The sequence below is a fragment of the Pseudalkalibacillus berkeleyi genome, assembly GCF_021608225.1.
Taxonomy (GTDB): domain Bacteria; phylum Bacillota; class Bacilli; order Bacillales; family Fictibacillaceae; genus Pseudalkalibacillus; species Pseudalkalibacillus berkeleyi.
Genome location: NZ_JAKIJS010000002.1, coordinates 24,937 through 49,168 on the forward strand (window position 1 = coordinate 24,937; position 24,232 = coordinate 49,168).

27 protein-coding genes are annotated in these 24,232 nt (G+C 41.8%); 20 read left to right on the forward strand and 7 right to left on the reverse strand.

The features are described 5' to 3' along the window. Positions 1 to 13: 13 nt before the first annotated feature. Complete coding sequence (locus L2716_RS15550) at positions 14 to 1,210, forward strand: CamS family sex pheromone protein (RefSeq protein ID WP_236337922.1); 1,197 nt, start codon at positions 14 to 16, stop codon at positions 1,208 to 1,210. Positions 1,211 to 1,285: 75 nt separating this feature from the next. Here the strand turns inward: L2716_RS15550 and L2716_RS15555 are convergent, their stop codons facing one another. Continuing rightward, positions 1,286 to 1,570 (reverse strand): hypothetical protein, encoded by a 285-nt coding sequence (locus L2716_RS15555; RefSeq protein WP_236337923.1) that lies wholly within the window; start codon positions 1,568 to 1,570, stop codon positions 1,286 to 1,288. A gap of 238 nt (positions 1,571 to 1,808) precedes the next feature. Between L2716_RS15555 and pruA the strand changes: the two genes are divergently transcribed. The 4 genes from pruA to L2716_RS15575 all read left to right on the forward strand — a co-directional run bounded on the left by pruA (position 1,809) and on the right by L2716_RS15575 (position 6,979). After that, positions 1,809 to 3,359, forward strand: a complete 1,551-nt coding sequence (pruA, locus tag L2716_RS15560) for an L-glutamate gamma-semialdehyde dehydrogenase (RefSeq protein ID WP_236337924.1) — start codon at positions 1,809 to 1,811, stop codon at positions 3,357 to 3,359. Positions 3,360 to 3,674: 315 nt separating this feature from the next. Beyond that, a complete protein-coding gene (locus L2716_RS15565; RefSeq protein ID WP_408005332.1) occupies positions 3,675 to 4,145 on the forward strand; it encodes a DUF2306 domain-containing protein in 471 nt (156 codons plus the stop codon). Positions 4,146 to 4,733: 588 nt separating this feature from the next. Then, a complete protein-coding gene (putP, locus tag L2716_RS15570) occupies positions 4,734 to 6,248 on the forward strand; it encodes a sodium/proline symporter PutP (protein WP_236337926.1) in 1,515 nt (504 codons plus the stop codon). 110 nt (positions 6,249 to 6,358) lie between these two features. Beyond that, positions 6,359 to 6,979, forward strand: a complete 621-nt coding sequence (locus L2716_RS15575) for a Yip1 family protein (RefSeq protein WP_236337927.1) — start codon at positions 6,359 to 6,361, stop codon at positions 6,977 to 6,979. A gap of 48 nt (positions 6,980 to 7,027) precedes the next feature. Here the strand turns inward: L2716_RS15575 and L2716_RS15580 are convergent, their stop codons facing one another. Continuing rightward, complete coding sequence (locus L2716_RS15580; RefSeq protein ID WP_236337928.1) at positions 7,028 to 7,948, reverse strand: DMT family transporter; 921 nt, start codon at positions 7,946 to 7,948, stop codon at positions 7,028 to 7,030. Between the two features lie 146 nt (positions 7,949 to 8,094). On the opposite strand from L2716_RS15580, the gene pdxR reads away from it, so the two are divergent. The 6 genes from pdxR (at position 8,095) to L2716_RS15610 (ending at position 14,339) form a co-directional block, all read left to right on the forward strand. Continuing rightward, on the forward strand, positions 8,095 to 9,537 hold the full coding sequence (pdxR, locus tag L2716_RS15585; protein WP_236337929.1) for a MocR-like pyridoxine biosynthesis transcription factor PdxR: 1,443 nt from the start codon (positions 8,095 to 8,097) through the stop codon (positions 9,535 to 9,537). 11 nt (positions 9,538 to 9,548) lie between these two features. Beyond that, on the forward strand, positions 9,549 to 9,965 hold the full coding sequence (locus L2716_RS15590; protein WP_236337930.1) for a hypothetical protein: 417 nt from the start codon (positions 9,549 to 9,551) through the stop codon (positions 9,963 to 9,965). A gap of 67 nt (positions 9,966 to 10,032) precedes the next feature. Next, the gene (gene gatC, locus L2716_RS15595; RefSeq protein ID WP_236337931.1) at positions 10,033 to 10,323 is read left to right on the forward strand and encodes an Asp-tRNA(Asn)/Glu-tRNA(Gln) amidotransferase subunit GatC; all 291 of its coding nucleotides are present in this window, start codon (positions 10,033 to 10,035) and stop codon (positions 10,321 to 10,323) included. A gap of 18 nt (positions 10,324 to 10,341) precedes the next feature. Beyond that, positions 10,342 to 11,799: an Asp-tRNA(Asn)/Glu-tRNA(Gln) amidotransferase subunit GatA gene (gene gatA, locus L2716_RS15600; protein WP_236337932.1), complete on the forward strand. Its 1,458-nt coding sequence runs from the start codon at positions 10,342 to 10,344 to the stop codon at positions 11,797 to 11,799. A gap of 15 nt (positions 11,800 to 11,814) precedes the next feature. Continuing rightward, positions 11,815 to 13,248 (forward strand): Asp-tRNA(Asn)/Glu-tRNA(Gln) amidotransferase subunit GatB, encoded by a 1,434-nt coding sequence (gene gatB / locus L2716_RS15605; RefSeq protein ID WP_236337933.1) that lies wholly within the window; start codon positions 11,815 to 11,817, stop codon positions 13,246 to 13,248. A 179-nt stretch (positions 13,249 to 13,427) separates the two neighbouring features. Next, the gene (locus L2716_RS15610; protein WP_236337934.1) at positions 13,428 to 14,339 is read left to right on the forward strand and encodes a diacylglycerol kinase; all 912 of its coding nucleotides are present in this window, start codon (positions 13,428 to 13,430) and stop codon (positions 14,337 to 14,339) included. 243 nt (positions 14,340 to 14,582) lie between these two features. Here L2716_RS15610 and L2716_RS15615 read toward each other — a convergent pair whose 3' ends face one another. Both L2716_RS15615 and L2716_RS15620 read right to left on the reverse strand, forming a co-directional pair. After that, positions 14,583 to 14,867 (reverse strand): hypothetical protein, encoded by a 285-nt coding sequence (locus L2716_RS15615; protein ID WP_236337935.1) that lies wholly within the window; start codon positions 14,865 to 14,867, stop codon positions 14,583 to 14,585. Positions 14,868 to 14,912: 45 nt separating this feature from the next. Then, on the reverse strand, positions 14,913 to 15,179 hold the full coding sequence (locus tag L2716_RS15620; RefSeq protein ID WP_236337936.1) for a hypothetical protein: 267 nt from the start codon (positions 15,177 to 15,179) through the stop codon (positions 14,913 to 14,915). Positions 15,180 to 15,373: 194 nt separating this feature from the next. Between L2716_RS15620 and L2716_RS15625 the strand changes: the two genes are divergently transcribed. The 6 genes from L2716_RS15625 (at position 15,374) to L2716_RS15650 (ending at position 20,328) form a co-directional block, all read left to right on the forward strand. Then, positions 15,374 to 16,132, forward strand: a complete 759-nt coding sequence (locus L2716_RS15625) for a DUF421 domain-containing protein (RefSeq protein ID WP_329610140.1) — start codon at positions 15,374 to 15,376, stop codon at positions 16,130 to 16,132. 160 nt (positions 16,133 to 16,292) lie between these two features. After that, a complete protein-coding gene (locus L2716_RS15630) occupies positions 16,293 to 16,850 on the forward strand; it encodes an NAD(P)H-dependent oxidoreductase (RefSeq protein ID WP_236337937.1) in 558 nt (185 codons plus the stop codon). A gap of 606 nt (positions 16,851 to 17,456) precedes the next feature. Further along, complete coding sequence (locus tag L2716_RS15635; protein ID WP_236337938.1) at positions 17,457 to 17,861, forward strand: hypothetical protein; 405 nt, start codon at positions 17,457 to 17,459, stop codon at positions 17,859 to 17,861. 114 nt (positions 17,862 to 17,975) lie between these two features. Beyond that, the gene (locus tag L2716_RS15640) at positions 17,976 to 18,494 is read left to right on the forward strand and encodes an RNA polymerase sigma factor (protein ID WP_236337939.1); all 519 of its coding nucleotides are present in this window, start codon (positions 17,976 to 17,978) and stop codon (positions 18,492 to 18,494) included. Next, complete coding sequence (locus tag L2716_RS15645) at positions 18,491 to 19,768, forward strand: DUF4179 domain-containing protein (protein ID WP_236337940.1); 1,278 nt, start codon at positions 18,491 to 18,493, stop codon at positions 19,766 to 19,768. The genes L2716_RS15640 and L2716_RS15645 overlap by 4 nt, the downstream gene beginning before the upstream one ends. A gap of 35 nt (positions 19,769 to 19,803) precedes the next feature. After that, a complete protein-coding gene (locus L2716_RS15650; RefSeq protein ID WP_236337941.1) occupies positions 19,804 to 20,328 on the forward strand; it encodes a GrpB family protein in 525 nt (174 codons plus the stop codon). A gap of 41 nt (positions 20,329 to 20,369) precedes the next feature. On the opposite strand, the gene L2716_RS15655 is transcribed toward L2716_RS15650, so the two are convergent. Beyond that, positions 20,370 to 20,615: a hypothetical protein gene (locus tag L2716_RS15655; protein ID WP_236337942.1), complete on the reverse strand. Its 246-nt coding sequence runs from the start codon at positions 20,613 to 20,615 to the stop codon at positions 20,370 to 20,372. A 21-nt stretch (positions 20,616 to 20,636) separates the two neighbouring features. Further along, positions 20,637 to 21,140, reverse strand: coding sequence for a hypothetical protein (locus L2716_RS15660; RefSeq protein ID WP_236337943.1), 504 nt, complete (start codon positions 21,138 to 21,140; stop codon positions 20,637 to 20,639). 142 nt (positions 21,141 to 21,282) lie between these two features. Between L2716_RS15660 and L2716_RS15665 the strand changes: the two genes are divergently transcribed. After that, complete coding sequence (locus tag L2716_RS15665; protein ID WP_236337944.1) at positions 21,283 to 21,903, forward strand: flavodoxin family protein; 621 nt, start codon at positions 21,283 to 21,285, stop codon at positions 21,901 to 21,903. Between the two features lie 126 nt (positions 21,904 to 22,029). Here the strand turns inward: L2716_RS15665 and L2716_RS15670 are convergent, their stop codons facing one another. Next, positions 22,030 to 22,200, reverse strand: a complete 171-nt coding sequence (locus L2716_RS15670; RefSeq protein WP_236337945.1) for a hypothetical protein — start codon at positions 22,198 to 22,200, stop codon at positions 22,030 to 22,032. A gap of 139 nt (positions 22,201 to 22,339) precedes the next feature. Between L2716_RS15670 and rlmD the strand changes: the two genes are divergently transcribed. Beyond that, the gene (gene rlmD / locus L2716_RS15675; RefSeq protein ID WP_236337946.1) at positions 22,340 to 23,713 is read left to right on the forward strand and encodes a 23S rRNA (uracil(1939)-C(5))-methyltransferase RlmD; all 1,374 of its coding nucleotides are present in this window, start codon (positions 22,340 to 22,342) and stop codon (positions 23,711 to 23,713) included. A 157-nt stretch (positions 23,714 to 23,870) separates the two neighbouring features. Beyond that, positions 23,871 to 24,077, forward strand: a complete 207-nt coding sequence (locus L2716_RS15680; protein ID WP_236337947.1) for a hypothetical protein — start codon at positions 23,871 to 23,873, stop codon at positions 24,075 to 24,077. Positions 24,078 to 24,232: the final 155 nt, after the last annotated feature.

Below are 24,232 nucleotides of genomic sequence, written 5' to 3' on the forward strand. Positions count from 1 at the left end.
TGCAGTTGAGGGGATGTATAAAAAGCTGTTTGTTATTTTTGGTGCCTCTTTAATCCTATTGTCTGGCTGTCTTCCGTTCGACAACCTTAAGAAAGACCCTGTCGTGGAAGAGAAGGATAACGATAATGAAAAAGCGATACCACTTCAAAATATTAATACGACTGATGACAACTACTATAAATCTTTGAAAAACTATGAGCCAGGTGCCGCACGTGGTGAAATTAGTTATGGTGTAGATAACCGAATTGACGTCGACGAGATGGAAACCGGTTTAATGCGCCTTTCAAAGGATACGTTCGCAATTGACGACTACTACTTTCAAGAAGGCCAGTATTTGACGAAGGATACGATCCGCAATTGGTTGAAGCGTTCTAGTCAAAAAGCTGACAAAGCGAAAGGTGGATTTATTCAAAAAGGTTTGAATCCAGGCATAGACGAAGAAGCGTATGAAAAGGGAAGCGTTGACGACAAGAAGGAAATGTTGAACAATGACCCGAAAATTCTTTCGTACGTGCTAGAGCAAAATTACCTGAAAGACAGTGGGAAAGATAGCGTAGAACTAGGTGGAATCTCTGTTGCACTTGCGTTCAATTCAAAATACTATTACAAAGTGATTGATGAAAAAGGTAGGATTCACCCTGGCGAAAAGAAGTTAGACGCTAAAGACGTGAAGAAGTACGCTTCTAAAGCAGGGCAAGAGGTCGTCAATCGGTTACGGCAACACCCGGAGCTTCAAGATGTACCGATCGTGATCGGATTATTTTACGAAGAGGAGCACGGGGCTGTTGTACCTGGAAACTATTTCGGTAAAGCTGTCGTCAAACCAGGATCAACAAATGTGAACTGGGAAGACGTCAATGAGAAATATTATTTCTTCCCGTCTGCTAAAGCAGAGGAAGACCACCGTGAAGACTTTAATAAGTTCGTTCAGTTCGAAGGAAAGATCAAGGAATACTTCCCGAACTATATCGGCGTGATCGGTAAGGCGCTATACAGAAATGATCAAATTTCGAAGCTAACGATCGAAATCCCGATGCAGTTTAAAGGAAAGTCCGAGGTCATTTCCTTTACCCAATATGTCAACTATCTCGTGAAGCAATACTTCCCAGATGAAGTTGTAGAAGTGAACATTAAATCTTCTCTTGATGAGCTTGAAAGCTTGATCGTGACTGATCCAACGAAGGATGACTCGATTGTTCATATCTATTAATGTGGAAAACGCTTTGAACAGCATGATTCAGCTGCTTCAAAGGGTTTTTCTTTTTTGAAAGAAAGGAGTGTGTTTCTACTGCTCTTTCTTTTTATAGAGGATGATGGAAAGCAGGATGATGATGCCGATCACTGTGGCGATGACGCCTATGTAAGTCCATGCGATTGCAAACATACCACTTCCTATGGGAAAGGCGAATTTGAAAAAGACAGCAGTGACGATGGCTTCTTCTATTAAGAAGGTACTGCAGACCAACCAAACGGATACGTCCTCTTTTTTGATTACATATACGAGAGAAATGCCGAAAACAATCAAAAATGTGAGGATATACAACGAGATGAGGAGATCGATGTTGGCCAATTTGTTTTCCTCCTAACAACTGATTTTTGTATAGGGTGTTTTCCCTATTTTTTCAGGATGTAAAAGTGCATTTAGGGTGGAAAAATGAAGCGGTGACAGTTGGTTACCCAATGAAATATTCTGACTATTGCTCAATGTTTGAAAGCGGAGATTTTATAGGTTAGAATGAGGGTGTAATTGAAATGCATGAATGCGTTTTCAATACTACTCTATTGGGAAATTGGAGGGGTTCATACTTATGGTAGTACCTTACAAACACGAGCCATTTACCGATTTTTCCGTTAAGGAAAATCGTGAAGCTTTTGAAGAAGCTTTGAAAAAAGTCGAGAAAGAACTATTAGGTAAAGACTATGACCTAATCATCAATGGAGAATATGTCTCTACGGATGATAAGATTGTTTCATACAATCCAGCGAATAAAGAAGAGGTCATCGGTCGTGTTTCTAAAGCGAACCAAGAGCTCGCTGAAAAAGCGATGCAATCTGCGGACAAAGCTTTTGAAACTTGGCGCAAGGTAGACCCTGAGGAGCGCGCGAACGTATTATTCCGTGCTGCTGCAGAAATTCGTCGCCGTAAGCATGAATTCTCTGCTTTGTTAGTAAAAGAAGCAGGTAAGCCGTGGAAGGAAGCAGATGCTGATACAGCTGAAGCGATAGACTTCCTCGAGTATTATGGACGTCAAATGCTCGAAATTAAAGACGGTAAACAGATCCAAAGTCGTCCGATCGAACACAACCAATACAAGTACATTCCATTAGGAGTCGGTATTACGATTTCTCCTTGGAACTTCCCATTTGCGATCATGGCTGGGACAACTGTTGCACCAATCGTAACGGGTAACACGGTCATCCTTAAGCCAGCAAGTGCAACTCCAGTAGTTGCTGCTTGGTTTGCAGATGTTATGTTGAAAGCTGGAACGCCAGCAGGTGTATTAAATTACTTGCCAGGTAGCGGTTCAGAAGTGGGAGACTATCTTGTTGATCACCCTAGAACTCGTTTCATCAGCTTCACAGGATCTCGCGATGTCGGTACACGTATCTGGGAACGCGCTGCAAAAATTCAAGATGGCCAGAAGTGGTTGAAGCGTGTCATCGTTGAAATGGGCGGAAAAGACACTGTATGTGTTGACGCTGATGCTGACCTTGATTTAGCTGCACAATCCATCGTATACTCAGCATTCGGATTTGCTGGACAGAAGTGTTCTGCTGGTTCACGTGCTGTCGTTCACCAAGACATTTATGACGAAGTTCTTGATCGTGCTGTTAAGCTTACGAACGAACTTGTTACAGGTGAAACGAAAGACGCTGACGTTTACATGGGACCAGTTATTGATAAAGGTGCTTATGACAAGATCATGGACTATATTGAAATTGGAAAAGAAGAAGGCCGTCTGATGGCTGGTGGTGAAGGTGATGACTCTAAAGGTTACTTCATCAAGCCAACAATCTTTGCTGATCTAGATCCGAAAGCTCGTTTAATGCAAGAAGAAATCTTCGGACCAGTTGTTGCATTCAGTAAAGCACGTGACTTCGATCACATGCTTGAAATTGCAAACAACACTGAATACGGTTTGACTGGTGCACTTCTTACAAACGACCGAGATAAGATCAAGCGTGCGAAGGAAGATTTCCATGTCGGAAACCTTTACTTCAACCGTGGATGTACAGGTGCAATCGTTGGATACCAACCATTTGGTGGATTCAACATGTCCGGAACAGACTCTAAAGCTGGTGGACCTGACTACCTCGTACAACACATGCAACCAAAGACAACATCAGAAGGATTGTAAGAACGAATATAGAATCAATAAGGAGCTCCCTCACATTGTGAGGGAGTTTTTTCATTATAGAAAGGTTTGGATGAGGGCTTGTTTGGGGTGATTTTCGAGATAAATTCGATTTTTTCTAGATAATTTCGTATTTTTCTAGATAATCCTTAATTTCTCTAGATAATTTCAAAAAAGTCTAGATAAGTGAGCGGTTTGTGGTGAAGTGGCTTGGACAAAACGAGGAAAATGTAATTTTTCAACAGAATACAGAAGGTTTTTCCACCTCTTAACCGAATTTCAGTTGTTAAGCTGTAAAATTTAAGGGGGATGGGTTGGTTGTTTCAAAATTTTTTATTTATACATATTGTTGCGGGAATCATTTGTTTAATTACTGGATTCATTGCCGCAACAGCGCGTAAAAAGAGAGGGAAGCACACGATTGTCGGTGAGGTTTATCACGGATCATTCTTAATTGTTTTCATAACGGCATTAATTATGTCCATATGGAATTGGAGTGAAAGTGCATATTTGTTTTATATTGCATTGTTCTCATATGGACTAGCTTTACTAGGTTATCTTGCTCGTAAAATGAGATGGAAAAACTGGCTGAGAACACATATTGGCGGTATGCTCGGATCTTATATCGGAATCGTAACCGCGACATTAGTCGTGAACGTAGAAAAGATTCCAGTGCTTAACGAGCTTCCAGTCCTACTCTTTTGGTTCCTGCCAACCATCATTGGAACACCGATCATCTCGATGATCTCGAAAAAATATATTGGCAAGAAAAAAATGAAAGCAGCTTAATACTTAACATGAAAAAACACCGTAAGCCGGTGTTTTTTCGATTCTATAGGAACGTTTCACAGTGCTTTTCCTACTACATTTATAGTGTTGTTTGAAGGTTTTATGGGTATATAAAACTACAGCGGCTAATTTAGGCCTTTAGCACGTAATTTGCATAATATTTTTATACTGTTGGGTAAAATATAGGAGGTAAGACATGCTGTAAATATAACCCAATGGTAAAAAAATCCTTAAATTAATCTTCATAAATTTTTATGAATAGATATTATTATATTCCCGCGAAAAGGCTTTCATTTCCAATATTAATGAATAAATATACAACTTACCTGTAATTTAATAATTATCACAATGTTCTAAACATTATATTGTGTTATCGTCATTAATGGTGGCAACAAGTGCGGAATATCGCGGAAGGCGAGTTTAATTTATTTTTGCATATTACGTGTATACAAAAAAACAGGAGGTGCTCTCATGGAGGAATTTACTCTATCAACAGCAACATGGTTTTGGTTACTCGTACCTATGCCATTAGTCGTCATACTATCAATCATTTCATATTTCGTAGAAACGAAGGGAGAGAATTAATACATGGGTATTGATACGCCTACTTTAATAACCTTTATTATTTATTTAGTCGTCATGCTTGGGATCGGTATTGTATCCTACCGTATGACTAGTAACTTATCTGATTATGTACTTGGTGGAAGAAGCTTAACGCCAGGAGTTGCAGCACTTAGTGCCGGAGCATCGGACATGAGTGGTTGGCTCTTACTCGGCTTGCCAGGGGCTGTTTATGCAGGTGGAATGAGCGCGGCTTGGATCGGTATCGGTCTTTCTGTCGGTGCTTATCTGAACTGGCAATTCGTTGCGAAACGTCTTCGTACGTATACTGAAGTATCTAAGGATTCCATTACGATTCCGGATTACTTCGAAAATCGTTTCCGTGACAACTCAAAAGTATTACGTGTAATTTCAGCAATTGTTATTCTATTTTTCTTTACCGTATACACGGCTTCCGGACTTGTAGGGGGAGCAAAGCTTTTCCAATCGTCATTTGATATGACGTATACATCTGCACTTTGGATTGGTGCAATTGTTATTATCTCTTACACATTCCTTGGTGGTTTCTTAGCAGTAAGCTGGACAGACTTTATTCAAGGAATCTTAATGTTCTTAGCATTAATCATCGTACCAATTGTTGCGATCAATAAGCTTGGTGGTTGGAATGAAACAATCAACCAAGTGGGAAGTATTGATCCAGCGTATGTTGATATTATGTCAGGAATGGGTGGTACAGCTGGGTTCTTCGCGATTGTATCCTCACTCGCATGGGGACTTGGTTACTTTGGACAACCACACATTCTAACTCGCTTTATGGCAGTAAGATCACCAGATGATATTCCGAAAGCTCGCCTAATCGGTATGGGTTGGATGGTTGTTTCTCTATTCGGAGCAATCTTCACTGGTCTTGCAGGTATCGCGTATTTCGCTGATAACCCACTAGAAGGTGCAGCATCAGAAACAGTATTCATCTTGTTCACGCAAGTACTCTTTGACCCATGGGTAGCAGGTATCCTACTTGCAGCAATCCTAGCGGCAATCATGAGTACAGTCGACTCTCAGCTACTTGTATCTTCAAGTGCTCTTGCAGAAGACTTTTACAAAGCGATCTTAAGAAAGAACGCTAGCGAAAAGGAACTTGTATGGATTGGTCGTTTCGCAGTACTAGGAATTGCACTAATCGCACTACTCATCGCATCTGATGCAGATAGTAAAGTTCTAACGCTTGTAAGTTACGCTTGGGCTGGATTCGGTGCCGCATTCGGACCTGTTGTCATCTTGTCACTGTTCTGGAAGCGTATGACACGTAACGGTGCACTAGCTGGTATCATCGTTGGTGCTGTAACGGTTGTTCTTTGGAAGGTACTATCCACTCCACCAGAAGGAGCTGAACAATCGGCTGCAGTCATTCCATTCAGCCTTTACGAAATCGTACCAGGATTTATCCTAGCGACGATTGCAATTATCGTTGTAAGTATGATGGGTAATGGACCTAAAGACGCAGTTGAAACAGAATTTGATGAAGTAAATGACGAAATCTAAATATTAGTACATGAAGGACTGGCTGGTTATAGCCGGTCCTTTTTTACGTTGAAAAATTTGAATCATTTTAATGGGCAGTTCGTAGAAAGAAATATGGGGGGTGAAGCATTTTGGATAATACAATCTTTAACAAAGCACTTTTGACAATCTGGACCAGCCCGCGTAAAACAATTCGCACAATCTTAGATAGTGGAGACGATAAATATACGTTGATACTCGTTTCAATAGCGGGAATTATGAACGCACTTAACCGGGCTTCCGGAAGTAATATGGGTGAAGATATGTCTATATGGGCTATCATCTTGTTGGCACTCTTTTTTGGACCACTATCCGGCATCATCTCGTTGTACATAGGTACCTTGTTAATTAGCTGGACAGGTAAATGGATTGGCGGAGTCGGTGATCATTCCGAAATCAAAGTTGCGTACGCTTGGTCAAACGTTCCGGCTATTATTAGTGTAATTCTCTGGATTCCACAACTGATCTTTTTTGGTGATGATATGTTCACAGCGAATATGGAGAAAGTCGAAAGCAATCTTGGATTCACGATCCTCTTTTTCGCTATAAGTGCGATAGAGGCTGTCTTGTTAGTATGGGGAATTATTATACTTATCAAGAGCATTGCAGAAGCACAGCAATTTTCGTCATGGAGAGCGATTGGGAATCTACTGTTAAGTGTGCTAATTGTCGTCGTGCCGATTCTACTTATTGTCTTAATAGCTAATGGCTAAAATGATGAAAGGACCTGACGTTCAAGTCAGGTCCTTTTTTTCACGTTGTTAAAAATTCGAGCGTGTTACTTCGCCGTTTCGTACGAGCTTCATGATCGAGTGGCGGTTTGAAAGGAGAACTCCGAAAATGATGAGGAACGCACCTAAGATCATGAGGGGTGATACGACTTCTTGTAAAAAGAGATAGCCTACGAAAATTGCAATCAGTGGGGATACATATAGCCAAGTAGATGGGAAAACCGGATTCGTCTTGGAAATAAGCCAGTAGTATAAGCCATGTCCACCGATTGACCCGATGATAATCAAGTAAATCATCGAAACTTGGGCGTTTGAGTTCGCGAAGAGCGAAGCAAAGCTTGGTTTTTCAACGAGATAAGAGAATGCAATCAACATCACTCCCCCGTAAAACATTTGCACCCCATTCATAAGAAACGGCGAAAACCGTTGTTCGGAAGCGAAATGGCGTTTTGAAAAAACGGAGCCATATCCGTAGCCGAACTCACCAATCAAGACCGCAATACAGCCGAGCATCCACATATATGACCACACGCCGTTTAAACCTGGCAAAGAAATGAAAAGGACACCAGCTAGAGCAACAATGAGTCCAACGATTTGTAAGGAATCTAAGCTCACCTCATTCCGATGCCGTTGAATGAGTAAGATCATCATCGGACCCGTTGCAGAAAGGACTGCGGCAAGACCTGACGTGATAAATTGCTCTGCCCAGTAAAGCGTTGAAAACGTCATGAATGTAATGCAGAAGCCAACTACAATCAGTGGTTTGGAGAGCAGGGCTTGTTTTACCTGTTCTTTTTTCATCGCATAATAAGCAAGGACAAGTAACCCTGCGATCGTAAAGCGGACCCCACCAGACAAAATCGGTGTAGCACCTGCTTCAATCCCTATTTTGATAAACAGAAAAGTCGTGCCGAATATAACACATACGAGTATATAGTTTAGGAAAATCATATGGATCCCTCCTCTTTTGTCTAAGGAGAGTATAGTGTGTTGGGTATACAACAGTTTCTATCCGCGTATAACAGTTTGCTTGAAAAAGGGACTGTTGTGAGGTTTACTTAAAGGAGAAGCGTAACCGAGCAGAGGAGGTGGTCTTGATGAAGTTAGTTGTACAAAAGGATTCAGCAACACCAATCCATCAGCAAATTTATCACCAAGTCTTGAACCGGATTCAAACAGGCTCGCTACCTGATGGTGAGAAAATGCCGTCGTTACGAAAGCTATCCAATGAACTAGATGTCAATTATCTGACGGTGAATAAAGTGTATCAGCGATTGGAAGAGGAACGTCATATCGAGATTCTTCAAGGGAAGGGTGCGTTTGTGAGAAGTCGTCACAAAACGAAGCCATTCATTGACGGTGAGAAAGAGCAGGAAGTCTTCTCTACTCTGCTCCAGAGGTCGCAGTATCTTGTGAATCGATCGAAGAGCCATTACGATTTTTCGAAGGCAGTCGTTTCTCCAGGATTACTACCAAGTCATTTTCTTGCTCAGCAAACGAAGGCGATTATTGATCAGAACCCAATGATTTTAACGACGTATGGACCGGTAGAAGGGGATGAAGAGCTTCGGGAAGAGGTCGCGATTTATGTTGAACAACAGCTTGGTTACCGGACAGAAGCTAACGATATCCTGATTACAAGCGGTGTTCAGCAAGGGATTAACATCGTTGCCAATACGTTCTTGTCCCCAACGGATACAGTTGCGGTTGAAAGCCCGTGTTACGGAGCGGCAATCGATACGTTTATGAATAAAGGGAATGCGATCCTTCCGATTGAGATGGATGATGAAGGCATGCGGATGGATGTACTTGAGACGCATTGCCGTACAGCACCGCCTAAGCTTGTGTATGTCAATCCAACCTTCCAGAACCCTACGGCTCGAACGATGAGTGAAAGGCGACGAAAAGAGCTTCTGGAGCTCGCAGAAACGTACAACTTTTTAATCATAGAAGACGATTCCTTCAGCGAAGTGTATTTTGACGGCGTTCTGCCACCGAAGCCGATTAAATATTTCGATTCAACGGGTCATTGTATCTTTTTGAAAGGGTTCAGCAAAACGATGGCACCTGGGATCCGACTCGGAGCGATCATAGCAGATGAATCGTTATATGAGTCCCTTTATATATCGAAGGCGTCAATGGATGTAGGAAGTCCGCTACTCAATCAGAAAGCGCTACTACCATTCATGAAAACAAAGCGAATGAAGGATCACCTAGAGAAGCTGCGGATCGCCTTGCAAATCAGGCGTGATATGACGATAGAGATCCTTGATGTGTATTTAAACGGGCAGATCCGATATGAGCAGCCAAAAGGTGGATTGAACCTATGGGTGGAGCTACCTGATACGATTGATGTAGAAGCTTTGCAAAGACTCGCAAAAGAACATTCTATTTCTTTTTTACCAGGTAGCGCTTGTTACGTGACCGATTCGCCGACATCGTCAATTCGGCTCAGCTACTCTACACTTAGTGACCGAGAAAATACGGAAGGCATTACGCAACTCGCCTCGCTGATTGCTTCCCAGCTTTCAAGATCGTAGTGGAACTTACCTTGAAGCACAAAGCGAGAAGTGGAACGCAAGGAGCGAGAAGTGAAACGCAAAGTGCGAGAAGTGGAACGCAAGGAGCGAGAAGTGGAACGCAAGAAGTGAGAAGTGAAACGCAAGAAGTGAGAAGTGAAACGCAAGGAGCGAGAAGTGGAACGCAAAGAGCGAGAAGTGGAACGCAAGGAGCGAGAAGTGAAACGCAAAGTGCGAGAAGTGGAACGCAAGGAGCGAGAAGTGGAACGCAAGAAGTGAGAAGTGGAACGCAAAGAGCGAGAAGTGGTTCAAATCAGCAGAGAAGTGATCCGAAAGAGCGAAGAATCATCCCGCAAGAGCGGAAATGTCGACTGAGCGATTCGAAAACTAGCCAGTCATCCGAGTCCACTGGAATTAACCCCCATGTTCCTGTTTGGGTCTTTTGTTGATTCTCTGCAGTTCTTTTTGGTATCATCAGTATATTGCAATACGTACGATTTTTTGGAGGTGGATGATTTGTCTCGAATTACGAAAGAAGAAGTGAAGCACGTCGCGAAGCTTGCTCGACTATCTGTGACTGAAGAGGACGCGGATATGTTTACGAAGCAACTAGACGATATTATCGGTTATGCCGAACAGTTGAATGAACTTGATACAGAGAATGTGGAACCGACCACACACGTTTTAGATATGAAGAATATCCTTCGCGAAGATGTGAAGAAGGAATGGCTCACGAACGAGGAAGCCTTGAAGAATACACCGGACAAGCAGAACGGACTTATTAAAGTACCAGCAGTTCTAGAGTAGGGAGGGAGAAAACAGAAGATGTCTTTATTTGATAAGAAGATTTCAGAACTACACGAACTCTTACATACAAAAGAGATGAAAGTAAGTGAGCTCGTTGATGCTTCCTTCTCTCGCATCCAACAAGTGGACGAGAAAGTGAAAGCATTTTTGACGTTAAATGAAGAAGGCGCACGCGAACAAGCGAAGCTTCTAGATAGTAAAATGGGGACCGACGAGATGCGCGGCCTCTTATTTGGTTTACCAATCGGAGTTAAAGATAACATTTCTACGAAAGGACTCCGCACAACGAATGGAAGTCAGCTGCTCGCGAACTTTGAACCGGTTTATGACGCAACGGTCGTTCAAAAGCTGAATGAAGCGGAAACGGTCACGATCGGAAAGCTGAACATGGACGAATTCGCCATGGGCTCATCCAATGAAAACTCAGGCTTTTTCCAAACACGTAACCCTTGGAACACGGACTATGTGCCAGGTGGATCTAGTGGTGGATCTGCTGCATCAGTCGCAGCTGGAGAAGTCTTTTTCTCATTAGGATCTGATACAGGTGGATCGATCCGCCAGCCCGCTGCTTTTTGTGGTGTGGTAGGACTTAAGCCAACATACGGACGCGTTTCCCGTTTCGGACTCACTGCATTTGCGTCTTCCCTTGACCAAATTGGACCAATCACGAATACGGTAGAAGACAACGCGTTCTTGCTCCAAGCGATTGCGGGTCATGACAAAATGGATTCGACTTCTGCAAACGTGGACAAGCAAGACTATACAGCAGCCTTAACAGGTGATGTAAAAGGCCTGAAAATTGCAGTACCAAAAGAATACATCGGCGAAGGTGTAGATGAAGAAGTTAAGAATCGCATCATGGAAGCACTCAAGGTCCTTGAAGGTATGGGTGCTGAATGGGAAGAAGTATCCCTTCCACATTCTAAATACGGTGTAGCAACGTACTACTTACTTGCGTCATCTGAAGCGTCATCTAACCTCGCTCGTTTTGACGGCGTCCGTTATGGTGTCCGCACGGAAAACGCAGACAACTTACTTGAGCTTTACAACCATACGCGTAGCGAAGGGTTCGGGGACGAAGTGAAGCGCCGAATCATGCTTGGAACGTTCGCGTTAAGTTCTGGATTTTACGATGCGTATTATAAGAAAGCTCAGAAAGTACGTACATTGATCAAGAACGACTTCGACCAAGTCTTTGAAAAATATGATGTCATCCTTGGGCCGACAACACCGACGACTGCCTTTAAAGTCGGTGAAAAAACAGACGATCCACTGACGATGTATGCGAACGATATCCTGACGATCCCTGTGAACCTTGCAGGTGTACCAGCGATCTCAGTACCATGCGGACTTTCAAACGGATTGCCAGTCGGACTACAAATCATCGGAAAAGCGTTTGATGAAAGCACGATCTACCGCGTTGCACATGCTTATGAGCAAGCGACAGACCATCATCAAAACAAACCGGAACTGTAAAGGGGGGACGATAAGATGCATTTTGAAACGATTATTGGACTTGAGGTCCACGCAGAACTGAAAACGAATTCGAAAATCTTCTGTAGCTGTTCAACAGAATTCGGTGCACCGCCGAACACGAACGTGTGCCCAATCTGTCTCGGACACCCAGGGGTTTTACCTGTCGTAAACGAACAAGCCGTTGATTTTGCAATGCGCGCCGCAATGGCATTGAACTGTGAAATCACGCGCGAAACGAAATTTGACCGTAAGAACTACTTCTATCCAGACAATCCGAAGGCGTATCAGATCTCACAATTTGATAAGCCGATCGGCGAAAACGGCTGGATTGAAATCGAAGTAGAAGGTGAGAAGAAACGAATCGGGATCACGCGTCTCCATATGGAGGAGGACGCGGGTAAGTCGATGCACGCTGACGACGGAACGCATTCTCTTGTGGACTTGAACCGTCAAGGGACGCCGCTTGTTGAGATCGTCTCTGAGCCGGACATCCGCACACCAGAAGAAGCTTACGCATACTTAGAAAAATTGAAAGCGATCCTGCAATATACAGAAGTATCGGATTGTAAAATGGAAGAAGGTTCGTTGCGATGCGACGCGAACATCTCACTCCGCCCGGTCGGACAAGAGAAGTTCGGTACGAAAGCAGAGCTTAAGAACTTAAACTCATTTGCAAACGTACAAAAAGGTCTTGCACACGAAGAGATCCGCCAGGAGAAAGAATTGCTTAGCGGAGGAGAAATCCTTCAAGAGACACGCCGATTTGATGAAACGACGAAAAAGACGATTCTCATGCGTGTTAAGGAAGGTTCGGACGACTATCGTTACTTCCCAGAACCGGATCTCGTTGGGCTATCTATTGATGAAGCTTGGATTGAGCGTGTCCGTTCAGAAATTCCTGAGCTTCCGGATGTACGTAAGCAACGTTACATCCAAGACTTGAAACTACCATCTTATGATGCAATGGTTTTAACCCAATCGAAGAAAATGTCCGACTTCTTTGAAGAAGTACTCGCAAATGGCGCAGATGCAAAAGCTGCATCGAACTGGATGATGGGTGAAGTCTCCGCGTACTTGAATGCTGAATACAAAGAGATTGACGAAGTGGCACTTACACCTGAAGGTCTTGCGAAAATGATCACCTTGATTGAAAAAGGAACGATTTCTTCTAAGATTGCGAAGAAAGTATTCAAAGACTTGATCGAAAAAGGTGGCGATCCAGAAGTGATCGTCAAGGAGAAAGGACTCGTCCAAATCTCTGATGAAGGTGAACTTCGTACAATTATTACAGGTATTTTAGATGAAAATGAACAGTCGATTGAAGACTTTAAGAACGGTAAAGACCGAGCAATCGGATTCCTCGTCGGTCAAGTGATGAAGGCGACGAAAGGGAAAGCAAACCCACCGATGGTCAACAAAATACTCGTCGAAGAAATGAACAAACGATAAAGTGAATGGAAGGAAGCCCTTAATAGGGGCTTCTTTTCTGATTGAATTCAATTTAGGGTATATGGTCTTTGCATTTTGTATTTGGGGTCACTATAATAAGGTGGACTAGAAAAAATTACAATCTTAGAAGCGATTGTTTTGTGAAGGAAATAGAACCCTAAGTAAAAAAGGTGATCGATATGAAACGAGCACGATTAATTTATAATCCAACTTCAGGGCGTGAGCTAGTAAAGCGTCAGTTACCCTACATATTAGAAAAGCTTGAAAAGGCGGGCTATGAGACGTCTGCACATGCTACTGTTGCTGACGAAGGTGATGCAACAAGAGCGGCTCGTCTAGCGGTTGAGCGGGAATTCGATCTCGTCATAGCTGCTGGTGGGGACGGAACGATCTATGAGGTCATCAACGGGATCGCTGAGCGACCGAACAGACCGAAGATGGGGATTATCCCTGCTGGAACGACGAACGATTTTGCGCGCGCTCTAGGCGTCCCTAGAACGATTGAGAAGGCTGTAGATGTCCTTTGTAAAGGGACGGATATTCCGGTCGATATCGGACGTGTGAATGGCAGATACTTCGTCAACATCGCTGGTGGCGGAAAGCTGACAGAATTGACATATGCCGTTCCGAGTCAGATGAAGACGATGATCGGACAGCTTGCGTATTATTTGAAAGGTATGGAGATGCTGCCATCCATCCGTCCGACGAACGTCAAGATTGAGTATGATGACAAAGTATTTGAAGGCGAAATCATGCTATTTTTGGTCGCTAACACGAATTCAGTAGGTGGATTTGAAAAACTTGCGCCACTCTCGGAGTTCAACGACGGTCAATTCGACCTCGTCATTTTGAAAAAGACGAACCTTGCAGAGTTTATCAGGATTGCAACCCTTGCACTTAAAGGGGACCATATCCGCGATGAACATATCATTTATGAAAAGGCGAGTCGCATTAAGATTCATACAGATGAGAAAATGCAGCTGAACCTAGACGGTGAATACGGAGGACGCCTCCCAGGCGAGTTCGTAAACCTAAGACATCACCTGCAAATGATTGTCCCGAAAGAACGGTTCAAAACAGACAACGACTAACAAATAAGGCTGTCCCAATACATTGATTATGAAATCAATGCCAGGGTCAGCCTTTTGTTATGCTTTCGTGTATATATCTGATTTATTGTGCATTTAATTGAATTATCGTGCATATATCCGGATTATCGTGCATATATCAAAATTATCGTGCATAAATCAAAATTATTGTGCATATATCAAAATTATCGTGCATATATCAAAATTATCGTGCATAAATCCAGGAACTTCATGTTAAGTCCCTCTTTAGGTAAAGTCCTCGTATGCTTCTCGTGGTTTCATCTTATATCCAACGAAAACGATTAACAATATGAATAAAGCCACTCCGATTATAAACAAACCTAGGCTCGTAAATCCTATGCCTGCCCAGCCTTTTACAAAGGCCACGCTGTAGACAATGAGTGTTGCACCGAGCTGGAAGACAGTGTACGGGAGGATATACCAGCCCAGTTTTCTATGAAAGTATATGACTAACCAGCTGAATATAATCCAGCTTAAGCTAATAGCCGTGAGTAAGACAATGTCTGTCACGAATGTGCCTCCTTCAGTTCAGGAATCGTTTGACTGTTTAAACAATCAATCCTTCTTATTTTTAATCTCTATTTTACTATCGTGATGGACATTATTTCTCCTATATATAGTAGCCAACCCGAAATGAATAATTGGTAGTAAGGCAATCCACCAAAGTGTAGGTGACCCAATAAAGTATAATGCTGGTGGAATGAGAATGATGCCACTAATTAACATAAACAATGAATCTCGAGTTAAGGCTGAAAAGACAAACAAAATAAAGGACGAAAGTGTACAGCACCAAAAGATAATACCCGCCCAATTAATGCCCATATTTAACGCCTCCTCTTACTGACATTATATACCGTTTATTATAGAGTATCGATGAAATTATTGAATGATTCCAACTAAAAGCAGTCCAAGTTATTAGATTGATAAGAAAATAATCCATTCGACAAAATCAAACGCATGTCAAACAAACATTTGATTGAAGTAGACGGAATCCTTCATACGTCTATACATTCTAGTTGATTTATTTATGGATGAATATGGGAAACATAGTAGGTAAACGATTGAAAGGTTGGAATGGGATGGACTTTTATGAGCTAACACTTCGATTAGTGCTTTCATTCATGATGTTATTAATCATAACGAGGATAATGGGGAGAAAAGAGTTAAGCCAAATAACGTTTCATAACTTTGTATCTGCTGTTGCAATCGGGAATATCGGCGCTTCACTTGCGATTGATGATCGACTGGATGTACTAAGCGGGATTTACGCATTAATAGGTTGGACTGTTTTTACAGTTGCGTTAGGGTACATAGATATCAAGTCAAAGCGAGCCATGAAATGGTTCAATGGTGACGCTCTTATTGTGATTAAGGAAGGTAAGATCATGGAGGGTGCGTTACGAAAAGCTCGATTAGATCTAGACTCCTTAAATTTAATGCTCAGGAGAAAGAGTGTCTTTTCAATAAAGGATGTTGATTACGCGATCTTTGAAACAGATGGAACTTTATCTGTTATGAAAAAAGACAATAAGCAATCCGTTACGAAGGAGGACCTTGGGTTCTCTAAAAGTAGTAGCGTCATTCCAATTGGGACGGAAGTGATATCAGATGGGAAAATCAATGAACACAATCTGTTGAAATTGAACCTCAGTCCACTCTGGCTCGAGCAGCAATTACGAAAAGCAGGTGTCAAAGATCCTTCAGACATCTTTTACGCTGAAGTGCAAAAAGACGGCTCTCTATACATAGACCTGAAAAACGATGAAATCAACTAATTCACTCATTCGACAAACTCCAATATGATTCAAACAAACATTTGATTGAAGTGTCATACCCCTTGTGGGACAAGAACTTTATAAGGGAACATAGCATGGTTTTTTTTGAAAACGATGAAAAATTAGTGGTAAAATCCATAGTTAAGAAAGGGGTGTTCATATGGAGAAGATTCTTGTTATTAATGGTCATGAGTATTTTAAACACTCAAGAGGTGAACTCAACCGCACGCTCTTCAATGTAATCATTGATTGTCTCTCACACCATTATGAAGTGAAAACATCGATTTTAGAGGACGGTTATGATAAAAGTGAGGAACAAGAGAAAGTGAAATGGGCTGATGCGGTCATCTACCAGACGCCCATATACAATTACAGTGTACCGGGACTCTTTAAAAGGTACTTCGATCAAACACATGAACATGGCGTATACTTTCGCGGGAATACACCTGAATACGGAACAGGTGGTGGGCTGCTGACCGGAAAAAAGTATATATTCTCAACCACATGGAACGCTCCTTATGAGGCATTCAACGATAGAAGTAAATTCTTTGAGGGGAGAAATGTTGAGGATGTTCTCTTCCCACTTCATCTGATCCATAAATACGTAGGGATGAAAGGGTTAAAAACATTTTCTTGTTTCGATGTGAAGAAGAATCCCGATATCGAATATTATAAAAAAACATTAATTGAACACCTAAGTAAATATTTCAAAATATAAAAAGTGCTCGGGAGGATCTACTCTCGAGCACTTTTCAGTATAAATGGGGCATTCGACAAACACCAACGGACTTCAAACAAACATTTGATTGACATAGACCACTAGAGTGGTAAGGATTTTAAAAGGTGTCTGCCAACTTCAAGGTAAGTTTGGTACACTTATGGAAAAGGATGGAAAGGTGAATGTATATGGGAAAATTAAAGGTGGATGATTTCAGCAAGACATAGCATAAAAGAATCTAAAACCTTCTCGACAAAATTTTCAAACTATCAAACAAACATTTGATTAAGGGACCTAATCAATTGCTGTAGAAGGGATTTGCAGTTCAAATAAACGTTTAATTGATAGAGTGCTCTTGTCAGGTACCGAAAATAGAACCTGAATGGATTAAGGGGTTCAACAAGGAAAGATTTCACCTCGAAAAACAGTCGACAAATTATTATAGAGTTCAAACAAACATTTGATTGACGCTAATAAACCTTTGATCTCACTACGTTTTTCCATTTAAACAAATGTTTTAATTGAAAGTTTTCTAGGTGCAATATGGTAGATCCACAAATGACTTTAAGAGGAGGAAGGTTAATGAGTCCCGTTGTATGAATAGAAATGATGATGGCAGCTGGTGTGATTGCATTTGTATTTTTGGTAGCAATCTTTGTACCGAAGAACGTTAGAAAAGTGACTATCATAATCGCTACATCCATTACAATGGCAATCCTATTATTCTTTGCCATCCGTCCAATCTGGTATGAATATCAAATCACCAAAAGTGAAGAGCGGCTTAATCATTATTTGTCAAATAAGTATGCAAGTGAAGATTGGAAGATTGAAAGAAGGACAACACCTCGTTATAACGCCTATCAACTAAATGTCACCTTTCAAAGTGAGAAAGAGTGGACCTATACGTATTACATAAAGGATGAAATATGCCAGATTTCTTGGTCAAGTACTGGCTTAGAACCTCCTAGCCAAGCTGAGCATTACGAACCTAAGGAGTGCGATGAACCGTAATCTGGTTTTTGTAAGGGACTTCCCGTGTGGAGGTCTTTTCTTTAAAATTTTAAAAAACATTTGAACTTTTCGTAGGATTAATGACTCTAACAAGTAAGAAAGAGGGGGGAGACATTGCAAATTAAAAAACTGGTGCGGAAAGCACAACGTGGGGATAAAGAAGCACTATTACAGCTCGTATTGGAACGAAAGGATGAGTATTACCGGCTCGCGTATAGCTATTTACGACATGAGGAAGATGCGATGGATGCCCTTGAGGACATGATCGTCATTCTCTACGAAAAGATTAGCCGACTGAACAAATCACAATCCTTTTATAGCTGGAGCAAGACCATCCTCGTTAATGAGTGCCATGACATCTTAAGAAAACGAAAGAAGACGACAGTATTGAAAAGTAATCATGAGCACTTTCAAGAAAAAGAAGGAGAGACCAGCATATATAAATTGGACGTGAAAACACACTTGGAACAGCTGAATAAGGACCAGCAAGAAGCCATTCAGCTCAGATACTGGCTCGATTATGACTATGAAACGATTGCCCGCTTAACAAACGTTCCCCTAGGAACAGTCAAATCAAGAATTTCTACTGGACTCAAAAAGCTCAAGGAACACCTTGGAGGTGAATACTTATGAGTGATATCAAAAAAAGCTTGAGAAAAGATGGAGAGAAAATACGATTATTGAAGGCACCTGAAGCCTTAGAAGAGCGGTTGCGATCAAAGCTTAATGAAGCTCCGACAAAACAGAGCAATCATTTCAAAAAACCCTTCCTCATAGCTGCATCGTTTATATTTGTATTCTTTTTCACCTACCAATTTGATACGATCGCTTTTTACGGAAAGAAGATACTTGGTTATGACGATATATTGACGGACTCTTTAAGTGAGTTGAACGAACAAGGGAAAGGTCAGGTCATTGGAAAGAGTGCAGACCTTCCAGATGGAGGAAAGTTGACGCTTGATGGATTGATGCTGGATGATAATCAACTGATTCTTTTCTATACCCTTTACGATCCAAAGCAGAAGGTTGAGGATATCTATCTTAATACAAGAGGGATTTTAGACGGTTTCCTTGGAGAAATTACACCAGATTCAGGTAGGGCAACGACAAGTGATGACAATACCTCAATGACAATTGCACAGTCCTTTGAACCACCCAATCCCTTCGCTAGAGAGCTGACATTTAGACTGAGTTATGATAATGATCCTAGTAAGAATGTGGAGATACCATTTGAACTAGACCGTTCAAAGGCCATGATGACGAAATATAAGCAGAAAATTAATCAAACGATTAAAACGAGTAGCGCAGATTATGTGTTTGAAGAAATGGTCGCAACACCAACGCAAACTGTTTTTACAGGTAAAATATTCGTTGAGGATAAAAAAGCTTGGCATAGTGAAATGACTTCTCAAGGCTTTGAAATTCAATTAAGAGCAGATGGAAAACTGATTCAAAAGCAAGGGCAAGGAAATAGCTCTGGACTATTTGGTAACACATTTGATGTGAAATTCGAACCGTTAGATGATGTGGAAGAACTCACCATCATACTTGAAAGCGGTCTAACGACGAATGAATCAGAGCAAAAAATACCGCTAAAACAAGGCACGTTCAAACTAGATGATCAAACAATCTCTATTGATGAAATCAAAAAGGAGAATGGTAAGATTGAAATCTTATTGACGGCAGATGACAACTTCAGCGTACTGGAAGCTGAACTTACGGGCACCAACGGGAAAGTGGGGTTAGAGTCCGTAAACGATACAGACTACCGCAGTACTGAGGATGGTTTAGTAAAAGAATTTGTTCTCTCTTTTGACGGTACAGTGAAAGGGGAATCTTTCCTCCGCATATCTAAATATGCTGCTGTAAGACCAAATGGGAAATCAATCGTTGTACCGATTAAGTAAAAATAGAGAAACCTTAAACAGTCTGGAGGGATTTTGTGCTAGGAGTAAATAAAGGCAAGGTCATTTTGGCCTCACATGATTCAAGTTGGAGATCTTTATTTGACGAGGAGAAAACGCTTCTTAATTCATTGATTGGGGATCAAGCCGAAGATATCCAGCATATGGGGAGTACCGCTATTAATGGGATCCAAGCGAAGCCAATCATTGATATTCTCGTTGGTGTAACAGCTATGGAGGACATTAAAGCTTTTGACGAGGAAAAGCTGAGAGAACAAGGCTATTTCCGATTAAAGAAAGTTGTGTTAGAAGGGAAGGTTGTTTTTGCGAAGTTTTCGAGCTTAGAAAATCTTACGAAAACACATATCCTCCATGTCGTTGAGCATAACGGCGGCTGGTGGAAAGCGCACACGTTCTTCAGAGATTATTTGAACGAACATCCCGAAACTGCAAACGCATACGAACGACACAAACAAGAGCTTGCAGAACGCTACCCTGACAACGAAAAAGCTTACACGGACGGTAAGAAGATGTTCGTGGATCAGGTACTCGCAAAGCAATAACAAAAAGGCACCGGAAACCGGTGCCTTTTACATTAAGGTTCTTACTTCGATTCTTTTAACAAACTACGGACTTTCTTTAGTTCGTATTTAATGGCTTCGAGTTCGGTTGTTTTCGTTGCTGTACGATCCAAATGCTCTAAGATTTCACTAATTGCAAACAAGAAGAGCGATTGAAAGACTACAACGGAGATAGAAACGAACACAGCCCCACCGTCAAACATGATAAAGGAACTGATGATGCCTAGCCCAATAAAAACCCAACCTAGCACCTTAAAAGTATGACTCACTATGTATCCTCCCTTATTTTCTTAAGATACCTCCATCACAACAATGTCGTATAATTCACCATCTGCATAGACGAGAAATGCCCACTCACCTGATTCAGGAAATTTTACATTTGATGGCATGTGCGCATCAGCGCCGTTATTCGGTCCGGCCATTTCCTTTGACCAGTAATGAGTTTTACGTTCGCTCTCATATAACACTTGATGAACCGAATCAGTCTCTTTATGGTAGCCGACAACGGTCAGCTCTACTTGTGATGGTACATCCCACAAGTGCCACATCCACTTTTGGCCATTTAGACTGGGCATATCGGCACCGATGATTCCTGTTTTGTTTTCGTTCCCAATCATGTACCGGCGACCAAATTCTACAGCCTTGTTGTCCCAGCTTATTGCATCGATATCGGATTCCTTTACGAAGTCAGGCGTATTCTCTGGTAAAATCATTTTTTCTTCCACAACTTCTTCAGATGTACACCCTATTAACATGACTATTAAACTACAGAAGACAAATAATCTGATTTTCAATACATCTCCTCCTCATTACTTTTGCATTTGCCGTTATTTTACCATGAAATACCACCACGATATGTTTGAACTTGAACAACTACGCTTATGTATAACTCATTTAGGGAATAAGCCCTATATGAAGCAAAAGGAGGAAATCGAATTGAAATTACATACACTTGTACTGAATTGTTCATTGAAATCAAGCGATGAGACGTCCCACACACAAGCCCTGATTGATGAATCCCTGAAGATCTTTAAGGAGCATGATGTTACATACGATATTGTACGCCTTGCAGACTATAACATAGGCTATGGTATTACGGATGATACAGGTGAAGGTGACGACTGGCCTGAAATTCATGAAAAAGTGAAGGCGGCTGACATCCTGATCATTGGAACACCACTCTGGTTAGGGGAGAAGAGTAGTATTGCTGCGCATGCGATTGAACGCCTATACGGGGCAAGCGGGCATACGAATGAAAAAGGACAAGCGATCTACTACAATAAAGTCGGTGGAGTTGTCATAACAGGAAATGAAGACGGCGCGAAAAATGCTGCTCGGTCCGTTCTTTATGCCCTGTCACACATCGGTTTCACGATTCCGCCGAACGTTGACGCCTATTGGGTAGGAGAAGCAGGTCCAGGACCCTCTTACATGGACGCAGACGGAAAAAATGAATTCACCGAGAAAAATATCAAAATGATGAGCCACAATCTTATCCACATGGCACGTATTCTTAAAGAAAACCCAATCCCGGCAGAAGGGAATACGATGGATTAAAATATAAAAAAACAAGCCCTAAGCGATTAACGCTTGGGGCTGATGTTTTTCACACTTAAAGAAAGAATGAATTCTTTCTTCAGTATAAGTGCAACTATGGTTCAGCCTTCACCTAAAGGCTTGGCTTTACCAAGTTTTCTTTATATTGATAATGAGTAAGTGACGTAATACTCGGTACGTAAAACCTCCTACGAAAAAGCCAATGGCATAACTAAAGGCATTGGGAAGGCCACCGATAGAAAATCCATAAATGAATCCCACTACCGCAAACACTAAGGGCATCTTAACGAATTTCATGTATACACCTCTAATCAAGTTGTTACGTATCATTATGCCCAAATATCTCCAAATGAAAAATCCGCAACCATTTTTGTTTACTGACAACGTATTGTGCTACAATCAGATAAGAATTTTACGAGCGGAAGAAGGAAAAGAAATGTCCAAAAAAGCATTACCAGTCCAAAAAAATGATATCGTGAACGTCACGTTCCAAGACCTTTCCCATGATGGTGCAGGTGTGGCGAAGGTAGATGGTTATACCCTTTTCGTACCTAGAGGGTTACCTGGGGAAGAAGCACAAGTGAAGGTTACCAAAACGAAGAAAGGCTTCGGTTTCGGAAAGCTGCTGGAACTAACGAAAGAAAGCGAGCACCGAACAACACCACCATGTCCGATCTACAAGCAATGCGGCGGCTGCCAGCTTCAACACCTGACATATGAAGGACAGCTTGAATACAAACAAAAACAAGTGCAAGACGTGATGGAGCGAATCGGCAAGCTTAAGGACGTCAACGTATTACCTGTCTTAGGTATGGACGATCCTTGGCGCTACCGAAATAAAGCGCAAGTACCAGTTGGAGAACAAGAAGGCGGACTGATCACTGGATTTTATCAAAAAGGAAGCCATCGGATTATCGACATGAAGGAATGCCTGATCCAACAGGAAGCTAACGACCTTGTCGTCCAGACGGTAAAAGAGATTGCCAACCATTATGGCATCCGAGCCTACAATGAACGCACCCACAAAGGAACGCTCCGCCATGTCGTTGCGAAGTATGGCCAAAACACAAATCAAATCATGGTCGTTCTCGTTACGAAAGGAAAAGAACTACCGAATAAGAAAAATATTGTGGCAAACATCATCGATCGTATTCCGAATGTGAAATCAATTGTCCAAAACATCAACCCGAAGAAAACGAACGTCATTTTTGGAGATAAAACCGAAGTTCTTTGGGGTGACGAGTACATTTACGACACGATCGGAGACATTCAATTTGCCATTTCAGCTCGTTCCTTCTACCAAGTGAACCCGACTCAAACGAAAGTGCTCTATGATAAAGCACTCGAGTACGCACAGCTTGAAGGAAACGAAACGGTCATAGATGCGTATTGTGGCATCGGTACGATCTCGCTATTCCTAGCTCAAAAAGCGAACCAGGTGTACGGCGTGGAAATTGTTCCTGAAGCGATTGAAGATGCGAAACGGAATGCAGAACTGAACGGAATGGAAAACGTGGAGTTTGAAGCAGGAGAAGCAGAAACGGTCATCCCAGCCTGGTATGAAAAAGGAATCAAAGCCGACACCATCGTCGTCGATCCACCAAGAAAAGGCTGCGACGAAACCCTACTCAACACAATCCTAGACATGAAACCAAACCGAGTCGTCTACGTATCCTGCAACCCAGCAACCCTAGCCCGAGACCTCGCCATCCTAGAAGAAGGCGGATATGAAACACAGCAAGTCCAACCAGTAGATATGTTTCCACATACGACGCACGTGGAGTGTGTGGCACAGGTTATTATGAAATGAAAATATTTAGTAGTAAAAGATATCCTCAATTTTCGGGATATCTTTTAGTATGTTTTGGAGTGCCTAGGGGACGTTTCTTTTGGATTCTTATGCACGCACTGAAAGAATAGTCCCAATTGCATCCGTCAGGTGTTAGTCGAGAGAGGGAGTCTTGAAAATGGAAGCTAATAAAAAGTGGTTAACCATACCTAAAGATATTAGAAGTAATCTCATCCAGAATGTTTTTTGTGCTAATTGTAGAGATGCTGTCACCATAGTTGATTTCATTATAGTCAATAATCCGTATGGAGTGCTATTAAAAGGAAAGTGTAAAACCTGTGGCAATGAGGTTGCCAGAGTAGTGGAGAATGAGTGGTTCATTTGAAATAAGCAGATGAACCTTCCTTCCGTTTTTCATCGACTTCACGTGTGGATTATAGCTGAACAATTTTTTTCCTACTGTCTTGTCAAGAATCTATTTTTTATCTTGACAACCTTTACATAAAATGGAATAATTTACAAAACAACCACAAAATACCT

Excerpts from the sequence above, each read along its gene's own strand:
- L2716_RS15620 (WP_236337936.1), bottom strand. The coding sequence starts at position 15,179 with ATGGGCATTAATTGGGCGGGTATTATCTTTTGGTGCTGTACACTTTCG.
- L2716_RS15635 (WP_236337938.1), top strand. The coding sequence starts at position 17,457 with ATGATGATGGCAGCTGGTGTGATTGCATTTGTATTTTTGGTAGCAATC.
- gatB (WP_236337933.1), top strand. The coding sequence starts at position 11,815 with ATGCATTTTGAAACGATTATTGGACTTGAGGTCCACGCAGAACTGAAA.
- L2716_RS15580 (WP_236337928.1), bottom strand. The coding sequence starts at position 7,948 with ATGATTTTCCTAAACTATATACTCGTATGTGTTATATTCGGCACGACT.
- pdxR (WP_236337929.1), top strand. The coding sequence starts at position 8,095 with ATGAAGTTAGTTGTACAAAAGGATTCAGCAACACCAATCCATCAGCAA.
- L2716_RS15680 (WP_236337947.1), top strand. The coding sequence starts at position 23,871 with ATGGAAGCTAATAAAAAGTGGTTAACCATACCTAAAGATATTAGAAGT.
- pruA (WP_236337924.1), top strand. The coding sequence starts at position 1,809 with ATGGTAGTACCTTACAAACACGAGCCATTTACCGATTTTTCCGTTAAG.
- L2716_RS15645 (WP_236337940.1), top strand. The coding sequence starts at position 18,491 with ATGAGTGATATCAAAAAAAGCTTGAGAAAAGATGGAGAGAAAATACGA.
- L2716_RS15610 (WP_236337934.1), top strand. The coding sequence starts at position 13,428 with ATGAAACGAGCACGATTAATTTATAATCCAACTTCAGGGCGTGAGCTA.
- L2716_RS15630 (WP_236337937.1), top strand. The coding sequence starts at position 16,293 with ATGGAGAAGATTCTTGTTATTAATGGTCATGAGTATTTTAAACACTCA.
- putP (WP_236337926.1), top strand. The coding sequence starts at position 4,734 with ATGGGTATTGATACGCCTACTTTAATAACCTTTATTATTTATTTAGTC.
- L2716_RS15550 (WP_236337922.1), top strand. The coding sequence starts at position 14 with ATGTATAAAAAGCTGTTTGTTATTTTTGGTGCCTCTTTAATCCTATTG.
- rlmD (WP_236337946.1), top strand. The coding sequence starts at position 22,340 with ATGTCCAAAAAAGCATTACCAGTCCAAAAAAATGATATCGTGAACGTC.
- gatA (WP_236337932.1), top strand. The coding sequence starts at position 10,342 with ATGTCTTTATTTGATAAGAAGATTTCAGAACTACACGAACTCTTACAT.
- L2716_RS15670 (WP_236337945.1), bottom strand. The coding sequence starts at position 22,200 with ATGAAATTCGTTAAGATGCCCTTAGTGTTTGCGGTAGTGGGATTCATT.